26 protein-coding genes are annotated in these 24196 nt (G+C 67.8%); 8 read left to right on the top strand and 18 right to left on the bottom strand.

All coding sequences use genetic code 11. The annotated features are described in order from the left end of the window. The first annotated feature begins 1 nt into the window (after position 1). On the top strand, positions 2-655 hold the full coding sequence (locus JOF57_RS07555) for a TetR/AcrR family transcriptional regulator (protein WP_209915403.1): 654 nt from the start codon (positions 2-4) through the stop codon (positions 653-655). Then, positions 652-1713 carry a phosphotransferase family protein gene (locus tag JOF57_RS07550; protein WP_209915401.1) on the top strand — a complete coding sequence of 354 codons (1062 nt, stop codon included), beginning with the start codon at positions 652-654 and terminating at the stop codon, positions 1711-1713. The genes JOF57_RS07555 and JOF57_RS07550 overlap by 4 nt, the downstream gene beginning before the upstream one ends. A gap of 7 nt (positions 1714-1720) precedes the next feature. On the opposite strand, the gene JOF57_RS07545 is transcribed toward JOF57_RS07550, so the two are convergent. From JOF57_RS07545 to JOF57_RS07520, 6 genes are all read right to left on the bottom strand, one after another. Beyond that, on the bottom strand, positions 1721-3262 hold the full coding sequence (locus JOF57_RS07545; RefSeq protein WP_209915399.1) for an adenylate/guanylate cyclase domain-containing protein: 1542 nt from the start codon (positions 3260-3262) through the stop codon (positions 1721-1723). A gap of 262 nt (positions 3263-3524) precedes the next feature. Further along, positions 3525-4730, bottom strand: a complete 1206-nt coding sequence (locus JOF57_RS07540; protein ID WP_209915397.1) for an IS4 family transposase — start codon at positions 4728-4730, stop codon at positions 3525-3527. Positions 4731-4733: 3 nt separating this feature from the next. After that, positions 4734-5489, bottom strand: coding sequence for a cobalt-precorrin-6A reductase (locus JOF57_RS07535; protein WP_209915396.1), 756 nt, complete (start codon positions 5487-5489; stop codon positions 4734-4736). Beyond that, positions 5489-6244: a precorrin-4 C(11)-methyltransferase gene (gene cobM / locus JOF57_RS07530; protein WP_209915394.1), complete on the bottom strand. Its 756-nt coding sequence runs from the start codon at positions 6242-6244 to the stop codon at positions 5489-5491. Before cobM ends, JOF57_RS07535 begins: the two co-directional genes overlap by 1 nt. Further along, complete coding sequence (gene cbiE / locus JOF57_RS07525; protein WP_209915392.1) at positions 6241-7425, bottom strand: precorrin-6y C5,15-methyltransferase (decarboxylating) subunit CbiE; 1185 nt, start codon at positions 7423-7425, stop codon at positions 6241-6243. Before cbiE ends, cobM begins: the two co-directional genes overlap by 4 nt. 63 nt (positions 7426-7488) lie before the next feature. Continuing rightward, a complete protein-coding gene (locus JOF57_RS07520) occupies positions 7489-8265 on the bottom strand; it encodes a decaprenylphospho-beta-D-erythro-pentofuranosid-2-ulose 2-reductase (RefSeq protein ID WP_209915390.1) in 777 nt (258 codons plus the stop codon). 35 nt (positions 8266-8300) lie between these two features. Between JOF57_RS07520 and JOF57_RS07515 the strand changes: the two genes are divergently transcribed. Next, entirely contained in the window at positions 8301-8726 is a 426-nt protein-coding gene (locus JOF57_RS07515) for a F420-dependent biliverdin reductase (protein WP_209915388.1), read from the top strand. Between the two features lie 7 nt (positions 8727-8733). On the opposite strand, the gene JOF57_RS07510 is transcribed toward JOF57_RS07515, so the two are convergent. Then, positions 8734-9861 carry a M24 family metallopeptidase gene (locus JOF57_RS07510; RefSeq protein ID WP_209915386.1) on the bottom strand — a complete coding sequence of 376 codons (1128 nt, stop codon included), beginning with the start codon at positions 9859-9861 and terminating at the stop codon, positions 8734-8736. A gap of 74 nt (positions 9862-9935) precedes the next feature. Here JOF57_RS07510 and JOF57_RS07505 point away from each other — a divergent pair, with 74 nt between their 5' ends. Continuing rightward, positions 9936-10787, top strand: a complete 852-nt coding sequence (locus JOF57_RS07505; protein WP_209915384.1) for a hypothetical protein — start codon at positions 9936-9938, stop codon at positions 10785-10787. Further along, complete coding sequence (locus JOF57_RS07500) at positions 10784-11743, top strand: 5'-3' exonuclease (RefSeq protein ID WP_209915382.1); 960 nt, start codon at positions 10784-10786, stop codon at positions 11741-11743. The genes JOF57_RS07505 and JOF57_RS07500 overlap by 4 nt, the downstream gene beginning before the upstream one ends. A gap of 55 nt (positions 11744-11798) precedes the next feature. Here JOF57_RS07500 and JOF57_RS07495 read toward each other — a convergent pair whose 3' ends face one another. The 6 genes from JOF57_RS07495 to JOF57_RS07470 form a co-directional block, all read right to left on the bottom strand. Beyond that, positions 11799-12593 carry a DUF4333 domain-containing protein gene (locus JOF57_RS07495; RefSeq protein ID WP_209915380.1) on the bottom strand — a complete coding sequence of 265 codons (795 nt, stop codon included), beginning with the start codon at positions 12591-12593 and terminating at the stop codon, positions 11799-11801. A 38-nt stretch (positions 12594-12631) separates the two neighbouring features. Continuing rightward, positions 12632-15433: a DEAD/DEAH box helicase gene (locus JOF57_RS07490; protein WP_209915379.1), complete on the bottom strand. Its 2802-nt coding sequence runs from the start codon at positions 15431-15433 to the stop codon at positions 12632-12634. After that, on the bottom strand, positions 15423-16367 hold the full coding sequence (gene tatC / locus JOF57_RS07485) for a twin-arginine translocase subunit TatC (protein WP_209915377.1): 945 nt from the start codon (positions 16365-16367) through the stop codon (positions 15423-15425). Before tatC ends, JOF57_RS07490 begins: the two co-directional genes overlap by 11 nt. A 76-nt stretch (positions 16368-16443) precedes the next feature. Beyond that, positions 16444-16701, bottom strand: a complete 258-nt coding sequence (tatA, locus tag JOF57_RS07480; protein ID WP_209915375.1) for a Sec-independent protein translocase subunit TatA — start codon at positions 16699-16701, stop codon at positions 16444-16446. A gap of 30 nt (positions 16702-16731) precedes the next feature. Beyond that, positions 16732-17697 carry a helix-turn-helix transcriptional regulator gene (locus JOF57_RS07475; protein WP_209915373.1) on the bottom strand — a complete coding sequence of 322 codons (966 nt, stop codon included), beginning with the start codon at positions 17695-17697 and terminating at the stop codon, positions 16732-16734. Positions 17698-17728: 31 nt separating this feature from the next. Continuing rightward, positions 17729-18718 (bottom strand): helix-turn-helix transcriptional regulator, encoded by a 990-nt coding sequence (locus JOF57_RS07470; protein ID WP_209915371.1) that lies wholly within the window; start codon positions 18716-18718, stop codon positions 17729-17731. A 109-nt stretch (positions 18719-18827) separates the two neighbouring features. Between JOF57_RS07470 and JOF57_RS07465 the strand changes: the two genes are divergently transcribed. Continuing rightward, positions 18828-19340 (top strand): hypothetical protein, encoded by a 513-nt coding sequence (locus JOF57_RS07465; protein ID WP_209915369.1) that lies wholly within the window; start codon positions 18828-18830, stop codon positions 19338-19340. 8 nt (positions 19341-19348) lie between these two features. On the opposite strand, the gene pafA is transcribed toward JOF57_RS07465, so the two are convergent. Beyond that, on the bottom strand, positions 19349-20707 hold the full coding sequence (gene pafA, locus JOF57_RS07460; protein ID WP_209915367.1) for a Pup--protein ligase: 1359 nt from the start codon (positions 20705-20707) through the stop codon (positions 19349-19351). Between the two features lie 143 nt (positions 20708-20850). On the opposite strand from pafA, the gene JOF57_RS07455 reads away from it, so the two are divergent. Continuing rightward, on the top strand, positions 20851-21975 hold the full coding sequence (locus JOF57_RS07455) for a baeRF11 domain-containing protein (protein ID WP_209915365.1): 1125 nt from the start codon (positions 20851-20853) through the stop codon (positions 21973-21975). Here the strand turns inward: JOF57_RS07455 and JOF57_RS07450 are convergent. Continuing rightward, positions 21955-22185: a hypothetical protein gene (locus JOF57_RS07450; protein ID WP_209915363.1), complete on the bottom strand. Its 231-nt coding sequence runs from the start codon at positions 22183-22185 to the stop codon at positions 21955-21957. The two genes, JOF57_RS07455 and JOF57_RS07450, sit on opposite strands and share 21 nt — an antisense overlap. Here JOF57_RS07450 and JOF57_RS07445 point away from each other — a divergent pair. Beyond that, positions 22178-22336 (top strand): hypothetical protein, encoded by a 159-nt coding sequence (locus JOF57_RS07445; RefSeq protein ID WP_209915362.1) that lies wholly within the window; start codon positions 22178-22180, stop codon positions 22334-22336. The genes JOF57_RS07450 and JOF57_RS07445 overlap by 8 nt on opposite strands. On the opposite strand, the gene prcA is transcribed toward JOF57_RS07445, so the two are convergent. From prcA to JOF57_RS07430, 3 genes are read right to left on the bottom strand one after another with little or no spacing between them, the layout of a single operon-like run. Then, the gene (gene prcA, locus JOF57_RS07440; protein ID WP_209915360.1) at positions 22325-23086 is read right to left on the bottom strand and encodes a proteasome subunit alpha; all 762 of its coding nucleotides are present in this window, start codon (positions 23084-23086) and stop codon (positions 22325-22327) included. The genes JOF57_RS07445 and prcA overlap by 12 nt on opposite strands. After that, positions 23087-23947 (bottom strand): proteasome subunit beta, encoded by an 861-nt coding sequence (prcB, locus tag JOF57_RS07435; RefSeq protein WP_407666544.1) that lies wholly within the window; start codon positions 23945-23947, stop codon positions 23087-23089. Further along, positions 23944-24138, bottom strand: coding sequence for a ubiquitin-like protein Pup (locus tag JOF57_RS07430; RefSeq protein ID WP_003880265.1), 195 nt, complete (start codon positions 24136-24138; stop codon positions 23944-23946). Before JOF57_RS07430 ends, prcB begins: the two co-directional genes overlap by 4 nt. Positions 24139-24196: the final 58 nt, after the last annotated feature.

Below are 24196 nucleotides of genomic sequence, written 5' to 3'. Positions count from 1 at the left end.
CATGCCGACGGCACCAGAGGGCGCAGCCACCCGGTCTCCGTTCGACCGTCGACAACCGCAGCGCAGTGATCAGCGCCGCACCGCGATCCTGGCGGCGCTCGACGAGCATCTGAAACAGACCGGGTTCGACGCACTCAACATCGCCGAGGTCGCCCGGGCGGCCGGGGTCGGACGCTCGGCCTTCTACTTTTATTTCGAGAACAAGGCGGCCGCGGTTGCCGCGCTACTCGAGCCGATGCACGAGGCCCTGATGGCGGCCAACACGGTTCTGGCCAACACCGCAGAACCGCCCCGCTCCCGGGTGCGCGACACGCTCGAGGCGGTGGCGAGGACCGCCGAGGAACACCGCTATCTGTTTGAGGCGATGTGGGAGGCCCGCGGAGCCAACAGTGCCGTCCGCGACATGTGGGATGCAGCGCGGGAGTCCTTCGTCCCCACTGTCGCCGCGGTGATCGTCGCAGATCGGGCCGCCGGCCGCGCCCCCGACGGCGCCGACGCCGCGGTGCTGGCGAGCCTGCTGATGGAACTCAACGATCGACTGGTGGAACGGATCATCGTCGGCGGGCCACTGACCCGCCGGCAACTACTGGAAGGTGCAGAAGCGATGTGGATGGGCACGATTTACGGCACGATCGAAGCCGGAGAATCTCGATGACGGCCGCTGTGTCCATTCCGGGCAGGCCCACCGAAGTCACCGCCGGGTGGATGTCGAAGATCCTTGGTGCCGAAGTGGATTCGGTACATACCGCACCGATCGGCACCGGCCAGACCGGTGCCACCTACCGAATCTCGGTCACCTACCGCCACGACGCCGGCCTGCCCGGCACCTTCGCGGTGAAGCTGCCGTCGCAAGACGACACCGTGCGTGACCGCGTCGCCATCGGCTATCGCTCCGAGCACGCCTTCTACACCAACGTGGCCGACCACGTGCAGATCCCGGTCCCGCACTGTCATCACTGTGAAATCGCCGGCGAGGGGGCCGATTTCGTCTTGCTCCTGGCGGATATGGCACCGGCTGAACAAGGTGATCAGATCGCCGGGTGCACACCGGCCGAGGCCACGCTGGCCGTCCTGGCACTCGCCGATCTGCACGGGCCGACCTGGGCCGACCCGCAATGGGCGAACTTCCCCGGTATCGCCATGCCCAAACCGGAACCCGACTCCGCCAAGGGATTCGGCGACGTCGCAAAGATGGCGGCCGACATCACCCTGGACAAGATCGGCGCGCGCCTGGATGCCGAGGATCAGGACACCATGCGCGAGGCGATGTCGGTGGTCACCCCGTGGCTGCTGGCCGAGCCGGACCGGTTCGCCATCCTCCACGGCGATTACCGTCTGGACAACATGCTGTTCGACCCCGACCGCACCCGGATCACCGTGGTGGATTGGCAGACCCTCGGTTCCGGCCTTCCGGCCCGCGACCTGTCGTACTTCACCGCAACCAGCCTGGATCCCGCCGTCCGGGCCGCCTCCGAAGCCGACCTGGTCAGTGCCTACCACGACCGGTTGCTGTCCCACGGCGTCACCGGCTATGACCGCGAAACCTGTTGGCAGGATTACCGTTTGGGCATGTTGCAGGCGCCACTGATCACCGTGCTCGGCACCGCTTTCGCCAACTCCACCGAACGCGGCGACGACATGATGGTGGTGATGGCCCAGCGCGGCTGCCAAGCCATCCGCGAGCTCGGCACGCTCGATCTCATCGACGCCTGACCGGCAATCACGTGAGGCGGGCGCCCGGGGTGACGCGGGCAATCCCGCGCACGATCCGGGGCATTCGCCTCGCCATCACCGCCATGGCGTGATCCGATCGGCGCATCGTCGGCCGGGGTCCCGGGGTCGGTACCGAAGCCAGTTCCGCCTCGGGTGTTCCCGCGCGGGCGCCGTGACGATCCACCGCGAGGAGTCGCCAGGTGCCGGGCACCCCACGCAGCTGGACATCGCCGCGGTCCTCGAAGCCGGTTCCCGAGCCCACCACCAGATCGCGGACAGTGCTGGACACCAGGATTTCCCCGGCGCCGGCCAGGCCGAGGATGCGTGCCGCGATATGGACCGCGATTCCGCCGATATCACCGTCCAGCAGTTCGCATTCGCCGGTGTGGATGCCGGCTCGGATCTCGATACCCATGGACTCGGTCTGATCGCGCAGGGCCTCCGCGCAGCGAATCGCCTGCGTCGGACCGTCGAACGTGGCGAGGTGGCCGTCGCCGGTGCTCTTCACCACGACGCCGCCGAATCGACCGGTCAGGTCTGCGGTGATCTCCCCCATTCGATGGAGCACCGTCCGCCACCGCTCGTCGCCGGTCGCCGCGGCGTGCTGTGTGGAGGCGACCATGTCGGTGAACAGAACGGTGCGCAGAGCCCGGTGGGACTGCGACGGTGCGGCATGACTGCCGGTGAGGAATTCCTCGATTGCGCTGCTGATTTCGTCAGGGTTGGTGATCCACGGCGCATGGTCGGTGCCGTCGAGCTCAAGCATCCGCGCGCCCGGGATGTGGTCGGCGAGATACCGCCCGCCCTGGACCGGAACGAGGTCGCCGGTGGCATGGATGACCAGGGCGGGCACCGCGATTGTCGGCAGGATCGGCCGGACGTCGATCCGGAACGCCGCTTGCAGGGTGGCCCGGGCCATACCCGGGCTGGCGCTCATCCGCTCGAACATCCCGAGTTGGCGGACCGACCCGAACGTCGGGAGCAGGCATCTGAGCGCTTTACCGGTACCCCACGCCGAGGCGCTGGCGCGACCGAACTCCTGGAACTGGGCGAACTGCTCGGTCGTGGGCGCATAGAGCTCACCCACCTCGGCAAGGACCCGCGCCCGCAGCTCGGCGGGATCGCGGTCGAAGTCGTCCCACCCTGAGATCCCGAAGTAGGCGAATGTGCCGGCAAGGATCAGGGCCCGAGTCCGCTCAGGCCGGGTTGCTGCGAACACCATGGCGGCCGGCCCACCTTCGCTCAATCCGAACAGCACCGCCCGCTCGAAGCCCGCGGCATCCATCACGGCCTCGATCTCGGCGGCCCGATCGTCCAGGGTGCGCACCTGCGGAACAGGGTCGGACAGGCCCACACCGGCCTTGTCGAACAACAGGACACGACAGAAGGTCGAGAACCGTTCCATGAAGGCCTCGAACTCGGGCATGGTCCAGAACACCTCGAGGTGACTGACGAACGACCCGGCATAGACCAGCTCGACGGGTCCGTCGCCGAATACCTGATAGGCGAGACTCAGACCGCCGCACGGTGCGTATGACGTCTCCGCCACGTTCGGAGCCTACTGCGGCCGGGTGCGTCAGCCTGCGCTTTCGGCCCTAACCCCAATACCGTTCAGTTAACAGCGGTGGATAGAGATGTTTGGCGGGTGGCGGGGCTCAGGCCAGTCCGCGTGATGTGCTCTTTTCACGTGCCATTTGGGCATTTTGCGTTTGATGACTCGTGGTGCTGATCGCCGCCGTCGTGCTGGGATGAGGCGATCAAGGAGGCGACGGAGGAACGCCTGCCAGTGTCGATCTGCAGATCGAGAGTGGTTAGGGGGAAAAAGCACCCTGCTGGGCGACGGACTGGCGCACGATGCGTAGCGCAGCGGTGAAGCTGAGGCGGTCAGGATCGCGCCCGGCATGGTCGGCGGCTTGGGTCATGAGGGAGCGAATCGCGTAGTGGCAGCACAGGTATCCCCAGATTTCCTGGAGCACTAGGTCCGGGGATTTCGAGCGCAACACCACTTTCGATCCGCGCTGGTGGGTCTTGAGTTCGTCGAAGACGCTCTCAATTTCCCACCTCTGGGCATAGGCGGCGGCGAGATCCAGCGCAGGCGCTTCGACCGGGTCGAGCATCGTGGTCACCAGCCGGTAGACGGTGGGATTCTCACGGCCGTCCTCGAGGGTGTAGTCGATGATCCGGGCCAGCATCGGCTCGCTGTGCCGGTCCTTGTCAGCGCGCAGATGCGCCAGCCAGGAACCGTCAGGCAGGTTTTCGACATGCACCGGAGAGGGGCCGTTCCTGCCGGTGCTCACCCGCCACAACAGATCTGACCCGGTTCTAGAAACGTTACGCCACAACGCATATGAGAAGAATCCACGATCGGCCAACACCAACATGCCTGGAGTCAAGGCCGTGAGCAGGTTCTCGATCAAGGTGGTTTCTGAGTCTCGGTAGGCGCCAATCGTGGCGGCGAAGATCGCATGTGTGCCGCACTCGGCGGCCGCCAACAACCGCGCCTGCGGGAACGCCGACTTCTCACCCTTGTTCACTCCCGGCCGGCCGAAGAACTCCTCGTTGACCGGCGTGTCCGCCACATCCAGGCACGTCCCGTCGATCGCGACCAACCGCCGCCCCGCCAGCCATACCCCCGGCGTGTTCGGCCTGCCCACCGGAGCAGCCACCCGCGCGAACAACTGCGCCAACGGTGCAGATCCCAGCCGCTCCCGAGCCTGGAAAATCGCCGACTTGCTGGGCAACTGATACTGCTCACGCCACCCAGAAGCCCACGCCAAACCATCAGTCAACTGCGACAACACATCTTCATAGGAACCATCGGAGTACAGGCCCATCCCGATCGCGAAGTAGGCCATCACCCGCGCAGGTAACGCACGATGACGCACCTGAGTCCGACCCGAGGCAGCGATCACCTCATCAACCAACGCCGGCGGGAACACCCGTGTCAGCACGCCCACCGACACCAAGTCCGACAACCGACGATCCGACTCCGGCTTACGCCAACCCGCACGAGGCATGCCTCACAAACTACACCCTCGTAGTCTTAACTGAACGGTATTGGCCCTAACCCAGCCCGCCGCCTCCTCGACCGTGGCCACCGTGTGCACCCCGGCCGGCAGCGGTGGACGGTCCACCATGACCACCGCCACCCCTGCCGTCGCGGCGGCGCGCAGCTTGGGCTCGGTCATCGCCCCACCGCTGTTCTTGGTCACCAGGGCTTCGATGCGATGCTCCCGCAGCAGGGCCAGCTCCCCGTCGTAGTCGTAGGGGCCGCGGGACAGGAGCAGTTGGTGATCGACGGGCAGTGTGTCGGGATCCGGCGGGGTGACCGCCCGGATCAGGAACCAGGCGTCGACATCTCTGAATGCGCGGGTGCCGGATCTGCCGGTGGTGAGGAACACGCGCGAGTAACCGTTTGCCGTCACGGCTTCGGCCGCCTCCCGGTCCGATCCGACCACGATCGCCGAGCCCGCGGGCCAGGCCGGCCGGGCCAGCACCAGGTGGGGCACCCCGAGTTCGGCACACACCTGCGCGGCGTGCGCGGTGATGGTGGCCGCAAACGGATGGGTGGCATCAACAACGGCGTCCACCGCGGCATCCAGCAGCCAGCGCCGCAGCCCCTCGACGCCGCCGAATCCGCCGATACGCACCGGGCCGACCGGCAGCGCCGGATCCGGCACCCGCCCGGCCAGCGAGCTGATCACCTCGACCTCAGGGTGCAACGCGGCGGCCAGGGCGCGGGCCTCCCCGGTTCCGCCGAGCAACAGAACCTTCATCAGTGGGTGGCTCCCCGACGCCGATCCGACGAGTACAGGTAGCTGTCGGAGAATCCTTCGGCGGCAAGCACATCGCCGACCACGATGACCGCGGTCTTGGTCACCGCGGCCGCGTGCATCTTCTCGGCGATGTCAGCCAGCGTTCCGCGCAACACGATCTCCTGCGGCCAGCTGGCGAATGCCACCACGGCGCAGGGGGTTTCGGGACGGTACCCACCATCGAGGAGCTGCGGGACGATGTTGTCGATCTGGGCCGCGGCCAGATGCAGCACCAGCGTTGCTCCCGGTGCCGACAAGGTGTGCAGGTCCTCACCTTCGGGCATCGCCGTGGACAGGGTGGCCACCCGGCTCAAGGTCACGGTCTGCGCGACGCCGGGGACCGTGAGCTCACGGCCCAGCGCGGCGGCCACCGCGGCGAATGCCGGTACGCCCGGCACGATCTCGTACCCGATTCCCAGTTCGTCGAGCCTGCGGCACTGCTCGGCCAGCGCACTGTAGATCGACGGGTCGCCGGAATGTAGCCGTGCCACGTCGACACCCGCCTTGTCCGCGGCAGCCAACTCGTCGATGATCTGCTCCAGGTTCAGCGGCCCGGTGTCGATGACCTTCGCATCGGCCGGGCATAACGCCAACAGATCGTCGGGCATGATCGATCCGGCGTACAGACACACCGGGCAGCTGCCGAGCAGCCGCGCACCGCGCACGGTGATGAGGTCGGCAGCGCCGGGGCCGGCACCGATGAAGTACACCGTCATGGCTTGGCCACCGCCCACTGGGTGACGGGCAGCGCCGGGCGCCAGCCGGTGAACCCGCCGATCGCGCCGCCCTGGTAGTGCTGATAACGCCGCACCTCGCCGCCTTCCTTCGAATACCACTGCGCGACAACCGCTTCTGATTCCAGCGTGACCGCGTTGACCACCAGTCGCCCACCCGCGGGCAGCCGGTCGAAACATGCCTGCAACAGCCCGGGTTGGGTGACACCGCCGCCGATGAAGATCGCGTCAGGCTCGGGCGCACCGTCGAGCGAATCGGGCGCACCACCCCGCACATCCACCCGGACCCCGAAGGCCGCGACGTTGCTGACGATCCGTTCGCGGCGCTGCGCGTCACGTTCGAATGCCACGGCCGCACAGCCCGGTGCGCTGCGCGACCATTCGATCGCGATGCTGCCCGAACCCGAGCCGACATCCCACAGCAGTTCCCCGGGCCGCGGCCCCAGCGTCGCCAGGGTGACCGCCCGGACGGACTGCTTGGTGAGCTGCCCATCGTGGGCGAACACCTCGTCGGGCAACGCCTGGGCCCGACGGTCGTCGGGGCGGTAGGACACCGCCACCACGTTGAGATCGTCCACGCCCACCGGACCGACCGTCGCCCACTCCCGGGCGGTGCCGTCATGGCGACGCTCCCCCGGCCCGCCCAATTGCTCCAGCACGGTCAATTCCGAGTCGCCCCGGCCGGATTCGTTCAGCAGCCGCGCCAGCGTGGCCGGGGTCTGCGCGTCGCGGGACAGTACGATCGCCCGCCCTCCGCGGCGCACCGCGGTGTGCGGGGCAGCCGTCACCAGGCTGATCACCTCGGTGTCGGGCACCGTCCACCCCATCCGGGCGCAGGCCAGCGTCACGCTGGACACCTGCGGCAGCACCCGGACCCGTTGCGCGCCGAACAACCGGATCAGCGTCGCGCCGATGCCGTGCAGCAGCGGATCACCGCTGGCCACCACGTGCACATCGCCTGCTCCGTCGAACAGCGTCGGCAGGGCCGGCAGCATCGGCGACGGCCACTCCCGACGGTTCGACGTCACGCTGTCATCGAGCAGTTCCAATTGCCGCGGCGACCCGTACACCACGGTCGCGCCGGCCAACTCATCGCGCGAGGTGCGCGACAATCCGGCCATCCCGTCGGCCCCGATGCCGACCACGGTGATCGTCGGGCTCATCGGTGCCCTCTGTTCTTCGCGCAAGCGCTCATCAGTTCACTCTGTTCTTCGCGCAAGCGCTCATCACCGCGGCATCCTGCGCCAGATCGGCCGCGGTACGAACCGCGTCACGAAGATCATCGGCCGGATCACCCACGGCACCCACACTGCATTCTTGCCCCGGGCCAGTGCCTTGGCAGTGGCCTCGGCCACCTGAGCCGGGGTGCTGGAGAACGGCGCCGGGTCCATGCCCTCGGTCATCCGGCCGATCACGAACCCGGGCCGCACGATCAGCAGCTGCACGGCGGTGCCGTGCAGGGCGTCGGTCAGCCCGCTCGCGAACGCATCCAGACCGGCCTTGGCCGAGCCGTAGACGTAGTTGGCACGACGGGCCCGGGCTCCGGCGATCGAGGAGAACACCACCAGCCGGCCCCGCTCCCTGGCGCGCATGCGCTGCGCGAGCACGGTGAGCAGGCCGACCTGGGCCACGTAGTCGGTGTGCACGACGGCCACGGCGTGGGCCGGATCGGCCTCGGCGCGGTCCTGATCGCCCAGGACCCCGAATGCGAGGACCGCGGTGTCGATCGGTCCGAGCGCGGTTTCGATCTCCTCCACCACGCGGGTGTGGCCGGCGACGTCGTCGGCGTCGAACTCTGACGTGTGTACCGCCACGGCACCAGCCGCCTGTACCGCCGCAACCTGCTCGACAAGCTCGCCGGCGCGGCGGGCGGCGAGCACCACGACCGCCCCGTCCGCGAGGCGCGCCGCGATTTCGACGCCGATCTCGCTGCGCCCCCCGAAAATCACCACGACACGGGGATCCGTGCCGGCAATCCCGGCCGTGTCTGCTGTGTCCTCCATGGCAGCGATTATGTCCTGCGCTAGCGTGGACCCCGATGGCTACATCTCGTGGCAAGGCAACCACCAAGCTCACCAGCGAGGCACTGGCGTTTCTCACCGAACGCCACCTGGCGATGCTGACCACCCTGCGCTCGGACAATTCGCCGCACGTCGTGGCGGTCGGTTTCACCTTCGACCCGAAGACGCACATCGCGCGGGTGATCACCAACGGCGGCTCGCAGAAGGCGGTCAACGCGCATGAGCGTGGCATCGCGGTGCTCAGCCAGGTCGACGGCGCGCGCTGGCTGTCGTTGGAGGGCAAGTCCACGGTCAGCAGCGAGCCCGACCCGGTCCGTGACGCCGAGCTTCGGTATGCCCAGCGCTACCGCACTCCCCGGGTGAACCCCCGTCGCGTGGTGATCGAGGTACGGATCGAGCGTGTGCTGGGTTCCTCGGAGCTGCTGGACCGCAGCGAAGGCTGAGCCCGGCCTAGTTCACCGGCACCACGACAAGATCGTGGGGCTGGTTGTTGACCGACTCCGCACCGTCCTCGGTGACCACGACGATGTCCTCGATCCGCGCACCCCAGTGCCCCGGGAAGTACACGCCGGGCTCCACGCTGAAGGCCATCCCGGCTTCCAGCGGTAGGTCGTTGCCCTCCACGATGTAGGGCTCCTCGTGCACCGACAGCCCGATGCCGTGTCCGGTGCGGTGGACGAAAGCCTCGGCCAGCCCCTCGGCGGCCAGTACATCGCGGGCAGCCGCGTCGATCTGTTCGGCGGTCACCCCGGGGCGCACGGCCGCGACCGCCGCGGCTTGGGCCCGCTGCAGTACCGCGTAGCGGCGCGCCACCTCGGGATCCGGCTCACCGATGGAGTAGGTGCGGGTGGAGTCGGAGTTGTAGCCGGGCTCGTACGGGCCGCCGATGTCGACCACCACGATGTCACCGGCGCTCAGCTCACGCTCCGAGCATTCGTGGTGCGGGTCGGCGCCGTTGGGTCCGGATCCGACGATGATGAACGCCACCTCGGAATGTCCTTCGGCGACAATCGCTTCGGCGATGTCAGCGGCCACGTCGGCCTCGGTGCGGCCGGGCGCCAGGAACGCGGGCACCCGGGCATGCACCCGGTCGATGGCCGCGCCGGCCTTGCGCAGCGCGTCGATCTCGGCGGGATCCTTGATCATCCGCAACCGTCGCAGCACGTCGGTGGCCAGTACCGGAACCACGCCGAGCAGATCAGCCAGCGGCAGCAGGTGCAGGGCGGGCATGGAATCGGTCACCGCCACTGCGGTGCCCGGCCCGCCGAGCACATCGGCGACCATCTGGTACGGGTTCTGTCCATCCACCCAATCACGTACCGTCACACCGAGTTCGGTGACAGATGATTCGCGCAGCGCGGCGAGCTCGAGACGCGGCACCACGATGGTCGGGTCACCGCCGACCGGCAGAACCAGCGCCGTCAGCCGCTCGAAGGTCTGCGCGCGTGAGCCGATCAGGTACCGCAGGTCATAGCCCGGGGTGATCACCAGACCGGCCAGGCCGGCATCCGCGGCGGCTGACGCGGCCGCCGCAAGACGGTGGGCGTAGACATCGGTGCTGAATCGGCTGACGGTCATGGGGTCGAGGCTAATCGCTGCGCCTACGTGGTGTCCGTCCAGGCGGGCGCCCCGCACCGGCTACTGTCGCTGGAATGTTGCGTGATATCCGCGATCTCACCGACGATCCCGCGGCGTACGCCGCCGAACTGCGCAAGCGCTGGGGCGGCCTGCTGAGCTACCGCTACCTCGGGCGTTCCTACTCCTCGATGGATCTGGGTCCGGTCGACGACACGGTGACCTTGCGCCGCGACATGCGCAATTCGTCCGGTGGTCTGCTGCTCGCGGTGCTGGGCATCTCCTCGCCCGACAGTGGCGGGGTGAGCGATCTGGAGGCCGTGCCGAACCCGGTGATCCATTCCTGCCAGGTCCTGGACCCGGCGCGCGACGTGAAGCGCATCCGGGTGGACACCGAAGTGCTCAAGCAAGGTAGGCAATTGGCCTACAGCCGGTCGGTGATCGTCGACGCCGACCATCCGGACCGGGTCATCGCGCTCACCGAGGGGCAGGGCATCTCGATCGGCGTGCCCCCGGAGGGCCTGGAGAAGATGCCCGTCGACCCCATCGACATCGTCGACGGTCCTGACCTACCGCCGCTGTGGCAGGTGTTCGGCGGAGCCAAGCACCCAGACGGGCGCTGGACACTGCCGGAACTGGCGGTCGAGGTGGCCTCACCCGACGCGGCACTGCACATCGGGCCACAATTCGTGGTCCTGGAGACCGCCGCCTCAGAAGCTGCGGCGAAAGCCGCAAAAACCGATGCGCTGCAAGGGCTTTCGTCACACGTGATGTTCCTCGCCCGCGGCAAGACCGGTCCGTTCCGGGTCGACACCCAGGTATTGTCCGGTGCGGGCGGCACCGTTGCGGTGCGGGCCACCCTGCACGACGAGGGTGCCGACGGCAAGGCTGTCACCGCCGCGTCCTACGTTTTCGGGAGGATCAAATGAGCGACCCTGTTCTGCTGCTCGACGGCGCCAGCATGTGGTTCCGGTCGTACTTCGGGCTCCCGTCCTCGATCAAGGCGCCCGACGGCCGACAGGTGAACGCGGTGCGGGGATTCCTCGACTCGGTCGCCACGCTGATCACCCGGGAACGTCCGCACCGGCTGGTGGTGTGCCTCGACGAGGACTGGCGTCCGCAGTGGCGCGTCGACCTGGTGCCGTCGTACAAGGCGCACCGGGTCGAGCAACTCCAACCTGAGGGCACTCCCGACGTCGAAGAGGTTCCCGACGAACTCATCCCCCAGGTCGACATGATCATGGAGTTGCTCGACGCATTCGGCATCGCGACCGCCGGCGCGCCCGGGTTCGAAGCCGACGACGTGCTCGGCACCCTGGCGACCCGTGAGCAGCACGATCCGGTGGTGGTGGTCAGTGGCGATCGCGACCTGCTGCAACTCGTGCGCGACGAGCCGGCGCCCGCAGTGCGTGTGCTCTACATCGGCCGCGGGCTGGCCAAGGCGACGAAGTTCGGTCCGGAAGAAGTCGCCGAACAGTACGGGGTTCCCATCGACCGGGCCGGACCGGCGTATGCGGAGCTGGCCCTGCTGCGGGGTGACCCTTCCGACGGGTTGCCCGGGGTTCCCGGAATCGGCGAGAAGACCGCCGCGATGCTGCTGGCCCGCTACCGCTCGCTGGAGGGTATCCAGGAGGCCACGCAGGACCCGAAATCCTCACTGTCGAAAGCACATCGGGCCAAGCTGCTGGCGGCTGCCGACTACCTGGCCGCGGCCGAACCGGTGGTGCGGGTGGCCACGAATGCGCCTGTGGCCCTGCCCGCTGAGACCGATGAGCTGCCGCTGGCCGCCAACGACCCGGCCCGGGTCGCCGAACTGGCCGCGGCGTACGGGGTGACCTCGTCGATCAGCCGGTTGCAGTCGGCCCTGGACCGGCTGCCCGGCTGATCTCGCCTGGTGGGGTCACGCGACCGCGCGAGCCGCGACGGGTGGCCCGGGAAGGCTACTTGGGCCGACCGACCTCGTAGGTGCCCTTGTCATCCTTGAAGGTCACCGTCACCTTGCGCTTCGTGCCGTCGATGGTGACCTCGCAGTCGAAGGTCGAATCCTTCTTGACGGTCGGATTCTCACCGTCGTTGCACTTGACGCCGGAGACCTTGGTGGCGCCGTAGCCGTTGGTCTTGTCGGTCAGGATCTGCTCGACGCCGCTCTGGGCCTTGTCGATGTCTAGCTTGGTCGTGACCGCCCAGCCGGGTAGCCAGAATGCGGTCACCGCCAAGATGATCAGCAACAGTGCCACCAGGCCGCCGACAACACCGCCGATTACGCCGAGTGACGTCTTGGAGCCCTGCTCGGCCCCCGGGATGCCGTACTGACCGAACTGGCCGGGGGCGCCGTACTGGCCCGGTTGACCGAATTGCCCTGGCTGACCGAACTGACCCGGCTGACCCGGCTGGCCGTACTGGGGAGGCTGCCCGTAGCCGGGCACCTGGCCGTACTGGGGCTGCTGGCCGGGTTGCGGGTAGGCCTGCTGGGCGTACTGCTCAGGCCCGGGGTACTGGGGCTGTTGCGGCTGCGAATAATCCGGCTGCTGAACGCCCTGCGGCTGCGGCGGGTACGAGGGGTACTGCTGCGGCGTGTACGCCGGAGGCTGCCAGGCCGGAGCGTTGGTCTGGGCGTCCTCGGAAGCGGGGGTCGGCGGCTGCCATGCCTCGGCGCCCGACGCCTGGTCCGCCCCGGGCTCAGGCTGCTGACCGGGCCACTGCTGTCCCTGGTCAGATCCCTGCGGTCCGCTCATGGTTCTCCTTGATCCTGTTCGGTAACGCCTGCCACACCCTACCCCGCATCAACAGCAACAACACCGCGCCGAACATCGTTGACAGCGCGTTTCGCGGTATTGCGCAGGGCCGATTGCGGCGCGGCATTACGGACCTGGTCGAGCAAGTCGAGCACCTGGCGGCACCACCGCACGAAATCGCCCGCCGAGAGCGTCGAGCCCGACCCATTCACATCGGAGGCCGCGAGTGCGGCGGCCAGATCACCGGTGGTGGCCCACCGGTAGATGGCGGTGACGAATCCTTCGTCGGGTTCTCGGCCCGGGGCCAGCCGGTGCCGCTGCTCGTCGCCGCGCAGGTCCACCGACATCCGCCGGGTCTGGGCCAGCGCGCGGCGCAGGCCCGCGGTGGGCACGTCGGCTCCCAGCGCACCGCCCGCGTTGTCTCCTCGCGACTCGAACAGCACCGCCGAGAGCACCGCGGCCAGTTCCGCCGGCTGCAGGCCTTGCCACAGACCGGCACGTAGACACTCGGCAACCAGGAGGTCGCTCTCGCTGTAGATGCGGGCCAGGAGTCGGCCGGCATCGGTGACGCTGAGATCCGGCTTGAGTTCACCGTCGTTGTTCGCTTTTATGAATCCGCGTTCGCTGAGCAGCGTCACGATCCGGTCGAAGGTGCGGGCCAGCGAGTTCGTCGCCGCGTTCACCTTCTGCTGGATCTGGGCGTTGTCACGTTCGATACGCAGATAGCGTTCGGCGATCCGGGCCTGGGCATCGCGGTCCGGCAGCTGATGCGCCGGGTGGTGACGCAGTTCCTCACGCAGCCCGGCCAGTTCGGGATCGACATCCCGTTCGGGTGCTGCGGCGCCACGGCTCGCACGCTTCGAGGGCACCGACAGATCTGCGGCCGCCGACCGCAGTGCCGACGCCAGATCGCGACGGACCCGCGGCTGCCGGTGTTCGACGCGCTTGGGTAAGGACATCGCGCCCAACGGGGCTGAGGCACCCGAGTAGTCGGCCGACGAGATCCGGCCGGCCCAACCGTGTTCGGTCAGCACCAGCGGCCGGGGGTCATCGCTGTCGCGTTGGGCAGCCTCCAGCACCACCGCCAGCCCGCCGCGGCGCCCCTGGGTGATGGTGATGATGTCGCCGCGGCGCAATTCGGCCAGCGCATGGGTGGCGGCCTTGCGCCGCTGCAGCCGCGACGCCCGGGACTGGGCGCGCTCCCGTTCCCCGATCTTGGCCCGCAGCCGGACGTAGTCGAGGATCGGTGCGTCTTTGCCGCCGAATTCGGCCGCCAGCTCGCCCATCATCCGCTCGCCGCGCGCGATGCCGCGCACCAAACCGACCACCGATCGGTCCGCCTGGTACTGCGCGAAGGATCGTTCCAGCAGTTTGTGGGCCTGTTCGGGCCCCATCTGCTGCACCAGGTTGATCGTCATGTTGTAGCTCGGTGCGAACGAGCTGCGCAGGGGGAAGGTGCGGGTCGAAGCCAGACCGGCAACCTCGGCCGGTTCGGCATTGCTGTCGTCGGGCCGCCACAGCACCACGGCGTGGCCCTCGACGTCGATGCCGCGGCGCCCGGCCCGCCCGGTCAGCTGCGTGTACTCCCCCGGCGTCAGCGGAACGTGCTGCTCACCGTTGAACTTCACCAGCCGCTCGAGCACCACGGTGCGCGCGGGCATGTTGATGCCCAGGGCCAGGGTTTCGGTGGCGAACACGGCCTTGACCAGGCCCGCGGTGAAGAGTTCCTCGACGGTGTGCCGGAAGACCGGCAGCATTCCGGCGTGGTGGGCGGCCAGCCCGCGCAGCAGGCCTTCGCGCCACTGGTGGTAATCCAGCACGATCAGGTCGGATTCGGCGAGATCGGCACAGCGCCGGTCGATGATCTGGGCGATCCGGCTGCGTTCCTCGTCGGTGGTCAGCCGCAGCGGCGCCCGCAGGCACTGTTGGACCGCCGCGTCGCATCCGGCCCGCGAGAACACGAAGGTGATGGCAGGCAGGAGCCCCGCGGAATCCAGGGTGGCGATGACGTCGGGCCGACTCGGCGGCCGGTACAGCTGGGGACGGCCGCCGCCCCTGCCACGTCCACGACCACGGGGTTCCCAGTCCGTCAGTCGGTCGGCCTCACGTCGATGACGGATGTGGCGCAACAGATCCGGGTCGACCAAGGTTGATGTCGCCGCCGGGGCGGCTCCGCCCGCAGTGTTCGTCCCCTCGAACAGATCGAACATGCGTCGGCCGACGAGCATGTGCTGCGACAGCGGGACGGGCCGGTGTTCGTCGACGACGACGGCGGTATCACCGCGGACGGTCTGGATCCAGCCACCGAACTCCTCGGCATTGCTGACGGTTGCGGACAGGCTGACCAGCAGCACCTCTTCGGGCAGGTGCAGGATCACCTCCTCCCACACCGCTCCGCGCATCCGGTCGGCCAGGAAATGCACCTCGTCCATCACGACGTAGGAAAGTCCGTGCAGTGCAGGCGAATTCGCGTACAGCATGTTGCGCAGCACTTCGGTCGTCATCACCACGATGTCGGCGTCACCGTTGATGGACTGGTCACCGGTCAGCAACCCGATCTTGTCGGCGCCGTAGCGGGACACCAGGTCGTTGTGTTTCTGGTTGCTCAGCGCCTTGATCGGGGTGGTGTAGAAGCATTTGCCGCCGGCCGCCAGCGCCAGGTGCACGGCGAACTCGCCGACGACGGTCTTACCCGCCCCGGTGGGCGCACAGACCAGCACGCCGTGCCCACCTTCCAGTGCGCGGCAGGAACGCAGCTGGAAGTCGTCGAGAGCAAAGGGATATTCGGCGGTGAACTTGGTCAGCTCACCGCCGGGTTGGTCACCGGCGTCAGGTCGCATCGTCGTCGATGTCGATTCGCGACGCGCCCGCGACCGGGGCCGGCTGCTCTACCGGCTCGGCCGACGGGATCGGCGCGGCCTCGTCCTCGGGCACCTCCTGTGCCTCGCGCCGGGCCTTGCGCCTGTCGTTGATCCGCGCCACCTGGATGGCGAACTCCAGCAGCAGGCTGAGCGCGCAGGCCAGCGCCAGCATCGTGAACGGGTCCGACCCGGGGGTGGCGAACGCCGCGAACACGAACAATCCAAAGATCAGTCCGCGTCGCCAGGCCTTGAGCCGCTCGTAGCTGAGCATGCCGACCAGATTGAGCATGATGATCAACAGTGGGAACTCGAAGCTGATGCCGAACACCAGCAGCAGGTTGATCAGGAAACCGAAGTACTGGTCGCCGGACAGAGCGGTGACCTGCACGTCGCTGCCGACGGTCAGCAGGAAGCCCAGCGCGGTGGCCAGCACCACGTAGGCCAGGATCGCGCCGGCGATGAACAATGTGGCGCCGAGGCCGACGAACGCCATCGCGAAGCGGCGTTCCTTCTTGTACAGGCCTGGGGTGATGAACGCCCACAGCTGGTAGAGCCACACCGGGCAGGCCAGCACCAGCCCGGCCGCCAGCGCCACCTTGAGACGCAGCATGAACTGGTCGAACGGGCCGGTGGCCAGCAGGCGGCACTCGCCGTCGGGTGCGATGGTCGCGCGCGCCGAGGCCGGGAGCGCGCAGTACGGACCGCGCAGCCATTCCCCCAGGCTCTCGAAGCCGAAGAAGCCGTGGGTGTACCACAGGAAGCCGAAGATCGTCGTCAGCACAACGGCGGCCACGGCAATCAACAGACGGTTGCGCAGCTCGTGCAGGTGGTCGACCAACGACATGGTGCCGTCGGGGTTGACCCGCGAACGGCGGCGCCGAGGATCGAGCTTCTTGATGATTCCGGAGGTCACGGGCGTGTTCTAACGGCCTGGTCGTAGACGCGCTGCGTCATCGCGGGACGTTGACCGCGATCGGGCGCCGGACCGGTCAGGCCGTGTGGCGGTCCGGGGACTGCTCAGGGGCAGGAGTGTCGACCCGCTCGGAGACGATCGGCTTGGCCGGCGGGGTCTCCGTGGAGGAGGCCCCAAAAGACCCAGAATCCGACTGCATCTCCTTGATCTCCGACTTGAAGATCCGCATCGACTTACCGAGCGACCGGGCTGCGTCCGGCAGCTTCTTGGCGCCGAAAAGCAGCACGAACACCGCGATGACAATGATCCAGTGCCAGGGTTGTAGACCACCCAATTTGGTTACCTCCAGACGTCTGCGCCGAGTCTACCCGTGTGTGTTGTCGGCGTCGTAGACACGCAGCGCCTCGCCGGCAGATTCCTGCACCCGCTGCGCGAGGTCCGGTGGGTCCAACACCCGCACCGCCGAACCGAATCCGAGCAGGAAACGCGCCATCCACTCGGGCGAGGCGTACGTCATCACCGCTTCGCACGCCCCGTCTGGCAGTTCATTGACCACCCGTAACGGGTAGTAGTCGAACATCCACGACGCGGACGGGTCAATGAGCAGCGTTGCCGACGGCAACGACGGGTCCGCGGCGTCGGGATCGAACAGCGAGGTGTCGATGCCGGCCTGCACCGCAGGCGACGGTGGCTCCGCGGCATCGGCGAGGCGCTCGGCGGCGACGATCCGGTCGAACCGGAACATCCGGACCGCCTCGGCGGTGCGGCACCACGCCTCCAGGTAGCTGTTGTCACCGATCAGCACGACGCGGATCGGGTCCACGGTGCGGGTAGTCAGCGAGTCACGTGACGCCGAGTAGTACTCCAAGGTCAGCGCTCGAGCATCACGCACGGCGGCCCGTACCGCCGCTGCCGTCCCGGTTTCCTGGGGCACCCCCTCCTCGACACCGGCGCGTTGGCTGCCTGCCGCCGATTCGATCTTGGCGATGGCGCTGCGGGCGGCTTCGGGGTCGACCATCCCGGGCACGTCGACGAGCGAACGCAGAGCCACCAGGACGGTGGTGGCCTCCGTCGAGGTCAGGCGCAACGGGCGATCGACACCGGCGCTGAAGGTGACTTCGACGGTATCGCCTTCGAAGTCGAAATCGATCAGATCGCCGGGACTGTAGCCGGGCAGCCCGCACATCCACAGCTGTCGCAGATCGTCGTCGAGCTGCTTCGCTGTCACCCCCAGGGCGGCCGCCGCCGCCGAGCGGGTGACCTTCGGGTTGGCCTGGAAATACGGCACCATGTTGAGCATCCGGACCAACCGGGTGGAAACCTGACTCATGCGCGATCCGCCTCCGGCTCCTCGCTGGCCCTCATGCGCGACCCGCCTGCGCCCGCAACCGACTCACCACGTCGTCGCGCAATGACTGCGGTTCCAGCGCGACGGCGTCGACGCCGTAGCCGGCGATCTCACGGGCCAGCCGGTCCAACATTCCGATGTCGACGGTGATCTCCTCCCCGGCGCGCCCGCCCAACGTGCGGGGCACGGTCTCGATCGCCTGACGGCGCAGCGCGGTGGCGCGGCCGCCGGCGATCCACACTCTGGCCTGTTCACCGGTCGGTTGTTCGGCCACCGCGCGGGCGACGATGTCACGCAGATTGATCTCTTCCGGTTTGACCACCGCGCCGGCCGGCCCGACCGTGCTGACGTCGGGATCGATGCGTGACAGGCGAAAGGTACGGGTGTCGTCGCGGTCACGATCGTGGCCGACCAGATACCACCGGCCGCGATGGGTGACGACACCCCACGGCTCGACGTTGCGGCTGGTGTGGTCGACGTTGCGGGAGGCGCGGTGCCGGAACTGCACCGCATGCCCGGAATCGATCGCCGACAACAGGATCTGCAGAACCCCTTCGGCGCCGCGCAGTCCGGGCAGCGTCGCAGTCGATGCGATGGCCACACCGGCCCCGTCCGCATCGACGTCCACGCCTGCGGCGCGCAACTTCAGCAAGGCCCCCTGCGTCGCAGTGATCAACTCGGGCGACTGCCACAGCTGAGTGGCCACCGCCACCGCCGCCACCTCATCGCTCGTCAGCTGGACCGGGGGCAACGCATACTCGTCCCGGTTGATGCGGTAGCCCTCGGTCGGATCGAACTTCGACACCCGGCCCGTCTCCAACGGGATGCCCAGATCGCGCAATTCGTTCTTGTCGCGCTCGAACATCCGGGAGAACGCTTCGTCACTGGGGCTGTCGGCGTAACCCTGCACGTTGGTGCGGATCTTGTCGGCAGGCAGAAACGAGCGGGTCGACAGCAGGGCGATGACAAGGTTCATCAGCCGCTCGACTTTGGACACCGTCACGCTCAAGAGCTTAGGGCCTGATTGCCGTGGATCCGGTCAGCGACGGCGGCCGGTCCGAGTGGCATGCTGGGACAACGTCGTTGAACACCGTCGGCGGCCAGGAGGTGGCATGCACATCGCGATGCGCGCCGCCCTGGTGACGGCCGTGGCCCTCAGCGCCGTGGCCTGCAGCCGAGTGTCGGGCGGTGTCGCTGTGGCAGATCGAGCAGCCTTCCCCGACCTGTCGGGCTATCCCGTCGTCCAGGACGTCTACGGCACCGAGAACACCCGCCAGTACTTCAACGGCAGCACCTTCACCACACCCGATGGCCAACGCTGCTCGATCAATTCACGTGACTATCTGCACCGGCTCTGGTGTTACGGGCCGCGGCCGGACAGAGGCGGGTACTGGAAGACGTCGTTCGGGCCGGATACCGAGGCGACGATTGTGCCCGCGGATCCTCCGGTGCCGGGCAGTGCACCCGATCCGAACGACTTCCTGGCACTGCCGCCGGGGCACAAGATCAATCTTCAGGCGGGCATGGTGTGTGGGGTCGGCCCCGACCCGTCGGTCGGGATGTTCGCGTGTCGCGCGGGTAAGCACGGCTTCGTGTTCACCCGGTCGGGGACCCGCTTGTTCTGACGCCGGCGCTACATGCTCGCGATCAGGCGCTTGACCCGCTCGTCGACCGACCGGAACGGATCCTTGCACAGCACGGTGCGCTGAGCCTGATCGTTGAGCTTGAGATGCACCCAGTCCACGGTGAAGTCCCGCCCGGCTTCCTGTGCCGCGCTGATGAACTCGCCGCGCAGCTTGGCCCGCGTCGTCTGCGGCGGGGTGTTGACCGCGGCGTCGATCTCCTCGTCGGTGGTGATCCGGGTGGCCAGGCCTTTGCGCTGCAGCAGGTCGAATACCCCACGACCGCGCTTGATGTCGTGGTAGGCGAGGTCGAGCTGGCTGATCTTCGGATCGGCCAGCTCCATGCTGTAGCGATCCTGGTAACGCTGGAACAACTTGCGCTTGATCACCCAGTCGATCTCGGTGTCGACCTTCGCGAAGTCCTGGCTCTCGACCGCGTCGAGCTGGCGGCCCCACAGATCGACCACCTGCTCGATCTGAGTGCTCGGTTCACGAGTCTGCAGGTACTCCACGGCCCGGCTGTAGTACTCGCGCTGGATGTCCAGGGCGCTGGCCTGGCGGCCGCCGGCGAGCCGCACCGGACGCCGCCCGGTCAGGTCGTGGCTGACCTCGCGGATGGCCCGAATCGGGTTGTCCAGGGAGAAATCCCGGAACGGGACACCGGCCTCGATCATCTCCAGCACCAGCGAGGCACTACCCACCTTGAGCATGGTGGTGGTCTCGCACATGTTGGAGTCGCCGACGATGACGTGCAGCCGGCGGTACTTCTCGGCGTCGGCGTGCGGCTCGTCGCGGGTGTTGATGATCGGGCGCGATCGGGTCGTGGCGCTGGAGACGCCCTCCCAGATGTGCTCGGCGCGCTGACTCAAGCAGAACGTGGCGGCCTTCGGCGTCTGCAACACCTTGCCCGCACCGCAGATGAGCTGGCGGGTGACCAGGAACGGCAGCAGCACATCGGAGATCCGGGAGAATTCGCCGGCCCGCACGATCAGGAAGTTCTCGTGGCAGCCGTAGGAGTTGCCCGCCGAATCGGTGTTGTTCTTGAACAGGTAGATGTCGCCGCCGATGCCCTCGTCGGCGAGCCGCTGCTCGGCGTCGATCAGCAGATCCTCCAGGACGCGCTCGCCGGCGCGGTCGTGGGTGACCAGCTGGGTCAGGTTGTCGCACTCGGCGGTCGCGTACTCCGGGTGGCTGCCCACATCCAGGTACAACCGGGCGCCGTTACGAAGGAACACGTTGGAACTGCGGCCCCACGACACCACCCGCCGGAACAAATAGCGGGCGACCTCGTCGGGACTGAGCCGGCGATGGCCGTGGAACGTGCAGGTCACACCGAATTCCGTCTCGATGCCCATGATTCGTCGCTGCACGCCATCGAGCTTACGGGGTGCCTGACGGTAAAGGTGGGCAAGCTCGTCCATCGTGTTCGTGGCGCCGACGATCTAGCACTTTTGACCCTGGTCAGCGGCCCTCGCAGGCATAGGGTTGGAGCCAGTCGCACAAAGGAGTGGTGATGACCCGCTACGAACTGCCTGATGTTGCCGACCTGATCCGCCTTGGCGAGCCTCACGAGCACGCCATCACGGTCTACGCGGAAACCGCACCGGGACCGGATGAGCGGGAGAAGAGCGTGCTGACGGCGAAGAGCGCGGTAGACCGGGCACTGCGCACGATCCGCGAATCCGGCGCGCGGCATGCCGTCGAGGAACGGCTGCGGGCACGCTGGAATGAGATCGCCGAATCGGAGTTGTGGCTGCGCCTGTCCCGTTCGGTGGCCATCTTCATCGCCGATGACTTCCACGAGGTCTACGTATTGCCCAACGGCCTGGACAGCCAGCTGCAGGTGGGCAGCTGCTTCGACATCGGCCAGTTGGTGCGGGCGGTCACCACGCCGCAGGAGGCCTACGCGCTGACGCTGTCCGCCGACGGCTGGAACCTGTGGCAGGCGACCGCGAGGACGCGGGCCCAGGAGTTGGATCTCACCGGCGAGTACGCGGTCGCCGTGGCTGATGCGACCAACCGTGCCACGGTGCGCGACCGGGGTCATGTGCGGCGCCTGGTCGGTGACGAGGGCAAGAAGGTGTTGCTCGAGCAGTACGCGAAGCGGGTCGCCGATGCGGTGGATGCCGAACTGGGACAGCTCGATCCGTCGTCGACGCGGCCGCTGTATCTGTTTGCGACCGGCCCGCTGCTCGACATGTACCGCGGCCTCGACCACAAACGCCAGATCGTGGCGGTGCCCGGCGCGGCAGACCAGCTGCGGCCCGATCAGATCGACGGCGCCATCCGTGAGTCGTTGCCCGCCCTGAATGCCGAGCGGGCCAGCGCCTGGGTCGACGAGTTGGGCAATGACATCAGCAAGGGGCTGGTGGCCAGCGATCTCGGCGACATCACCCGGGCCGCGACGGCCGGGGCGGTGGACACGCTGGTGTACAACTTCACCGTCGATGTGCTGGGCCGGATCGAGGCCGCGACCGGAGCGCTGCACTACGACGATTCCGGCTATGACGTCCTGTCCCGCGTCGCGGTGACGGTCCTCGACAACGGCGGAGCGGCCTACGCCGTGCGGCCCGACGAGATCAGCGCCAAGATCTGGAACCAGACCGCCGTCGCGAAGCTACGGTTCCCGCTGAGCTGACGACGCCGGGTCGTGCAGTGACCCGGCGGGTGCGCCGAGGATGCGTTCGAACGCCTGCAGGTAGGCACCCACCGCCTTTTGGGCATGCGGTCCGCTGATGTCGGAACCCGTGGCGCCGTCGGCCTCGATCGCGTCGATGAACGCATCGGCCAGGTGGCGCGGCGGCGGCGGATTGTTGTTCGCCGGCGGACTCAGCAGCGTGGTGCCCATCAGCGGCCTGATCGAGCGGGGCGACATCCATCGGGCGATGGCGGGCACCGGTGATCTGCCGACGATCGACCCCGACGAGTTGGCGAACCTCACGTGGCGGCTCTACCGCGACGGCACCGAGGCCGAAGCGGTGGTCAACCTACTTTTCTGACTTCTTCGGCTTCTCCGACGGCTTCTCATCGGCCGGCTTGTCCGAAACTGCTTCGGGCAGAAGCGCTTCCAGCGCAGCGCCGGTGATCCGACGGAACGCACGGCGAGGCCGGTTGGCATCGAGGACCGCCACTTCGAGGGTGGACGGGCCCAGCGCGCGTGGCTCGGAGCCGTTGCTGCTCGCACCCAGGGCCTCCACCGCGATCTTGACCGCAGCGGCCAGATCGGCGTTCTCGGCGTAGGACTCCCCCAGCGCGGTGGCGATCGGCTCCGTGGTGCCGCCCATCACGACGAAGTGCGGCTCGTCGGCGATCGACCCGTCATAGGTGATCCGGTACAGCTCCGGGGCTTTCGTCTCGCCGTAGTGCGCGACTTCGGCCACGCACAGCTCGACCTCGTAGGGCTTGGCCTGCTCGGTGAAGATCGTGCCGAGCGTCTGTGCGTAGACGTTGGCCAGCTGGCGACCGGTCACGTCCCGACGGTCGTAGGCGTAGCCGCGGGTATCGGCGAACTGGATGCCGCCGCGCCTCAGGTTGTCGAACTCGTTGAACCGGCCTACGGCGGCGAAGCCGACCCGGTCGTAGAGCTCGCTGACCTTCTGCAGGGAGCGCGACGGGTTCTCCGCGACGAACAGCACGCCGCTGTCGTAGGCGAGTGCGATCACGCTGCGCCCGCGGGAGATGCCCTTGCGCGCCAGTTCGGAGCGCTCACGCATCGCCTGCTCAGGCGAGATGAAATACGGGAAGCTCATTTACCCCTCACCACCCGTCCGGGTCCGGCGCGCGATGACCTCGCGAGCCAGATCGGCGATACGTTCCTCGGTGACTTCCTCGGCCCCATCGGCTCCGAGGAGCACCGCGGTCGGGAAGATGCCGCGCACCAAATCCGGCCCGCCGGTGGCGGAGTCGTCATCGGCGGCGTCGTAGAGCGACTCGATGGCCACCTTGAGCGCTGAATCAGCATCGGCCACTTGGGGATACAGCTTCTTGATCGACGACTTGGCGAAGATCGAGCCCGAGCCCACCGACTGGTAGCCCTCTTCCTCGAGATTCCAGCCGCCGGCCGCGTCGAAGGACACGATCCGCCCGGCGTTGACCGGGTTGGCATCGTCGATGTCGTAGCCCACCAGCAATGGCAGCGCCACGAAACCCTGAAGGGCCGCACCGAGATTGCCGCGCACCATGGTCGCCAACCGGTTCACCTTGCCCTTGAAGGTCAGCGGAACGCCTTCGACCTTCTCGTAGTGCTCCAGCTCCACGGCATAGAGCCGGGCGAACTCGACCGCGATCGCGGCCGTGCCCGCAATACCGGTGGCGGTGTGCTCGTCGGCGATATGCACCTTCTGCACGTCGCGCCCGGCGATCATGTTGCCCTGGGTGGCGCGGCGGTCACCGGCGATCAGCACCCCGCCGGGGTACTTGATCGCGACGATGGTCGTCCCGTGCGGCACCGCGTTGGTCGGGTTGACCCCTCCGTCGGCGACACGGTTGACCGGCAGCAATTCGGGGGCCTGGCGACGCAGCAGTTCAGAGAAGGACGACAGGTCCATGGCTGGAGCGGGAGTTCCGGAGCGGGCGGGTTGGGACAGAGACAGATTTTCGAACCAGGTCACTGGCCGCCCTTTTGGACGTACGCGCGCACGAAATCTTCTGCGTTCTCTTCCAGCACATCGTCGATCTCATCGAGCAGATCGTCGGTCTCCTCAGCCAGCTTCTCGCGACGCTCCTGGCCGGCAGCGGATGCGCCCGGGAGGTCGTCGTCCTCGCCGCCGCCACCGCCACGCTTGGTCTGCTCTTGAGCCATCGCTGCCTCCTGCAATTGTGATCGGCCGGGCTAACCGCCCAACCGGTTCTTCCACAGT

The sequence above is a fragment of the Mycolicibacterium lutetiense genome, from assembly GCF_017876775.1.
Taxonomy (GTDB): Bacteria; Actinomycetota; Actinomycetes; order Mycobacteriales; family Mycobacteriaceae; genus Mycobacterium; species Mycobacterium lutetiense.
This window is presented reverse-complemented; position numbering and strand designations above follow the sequence as displayed.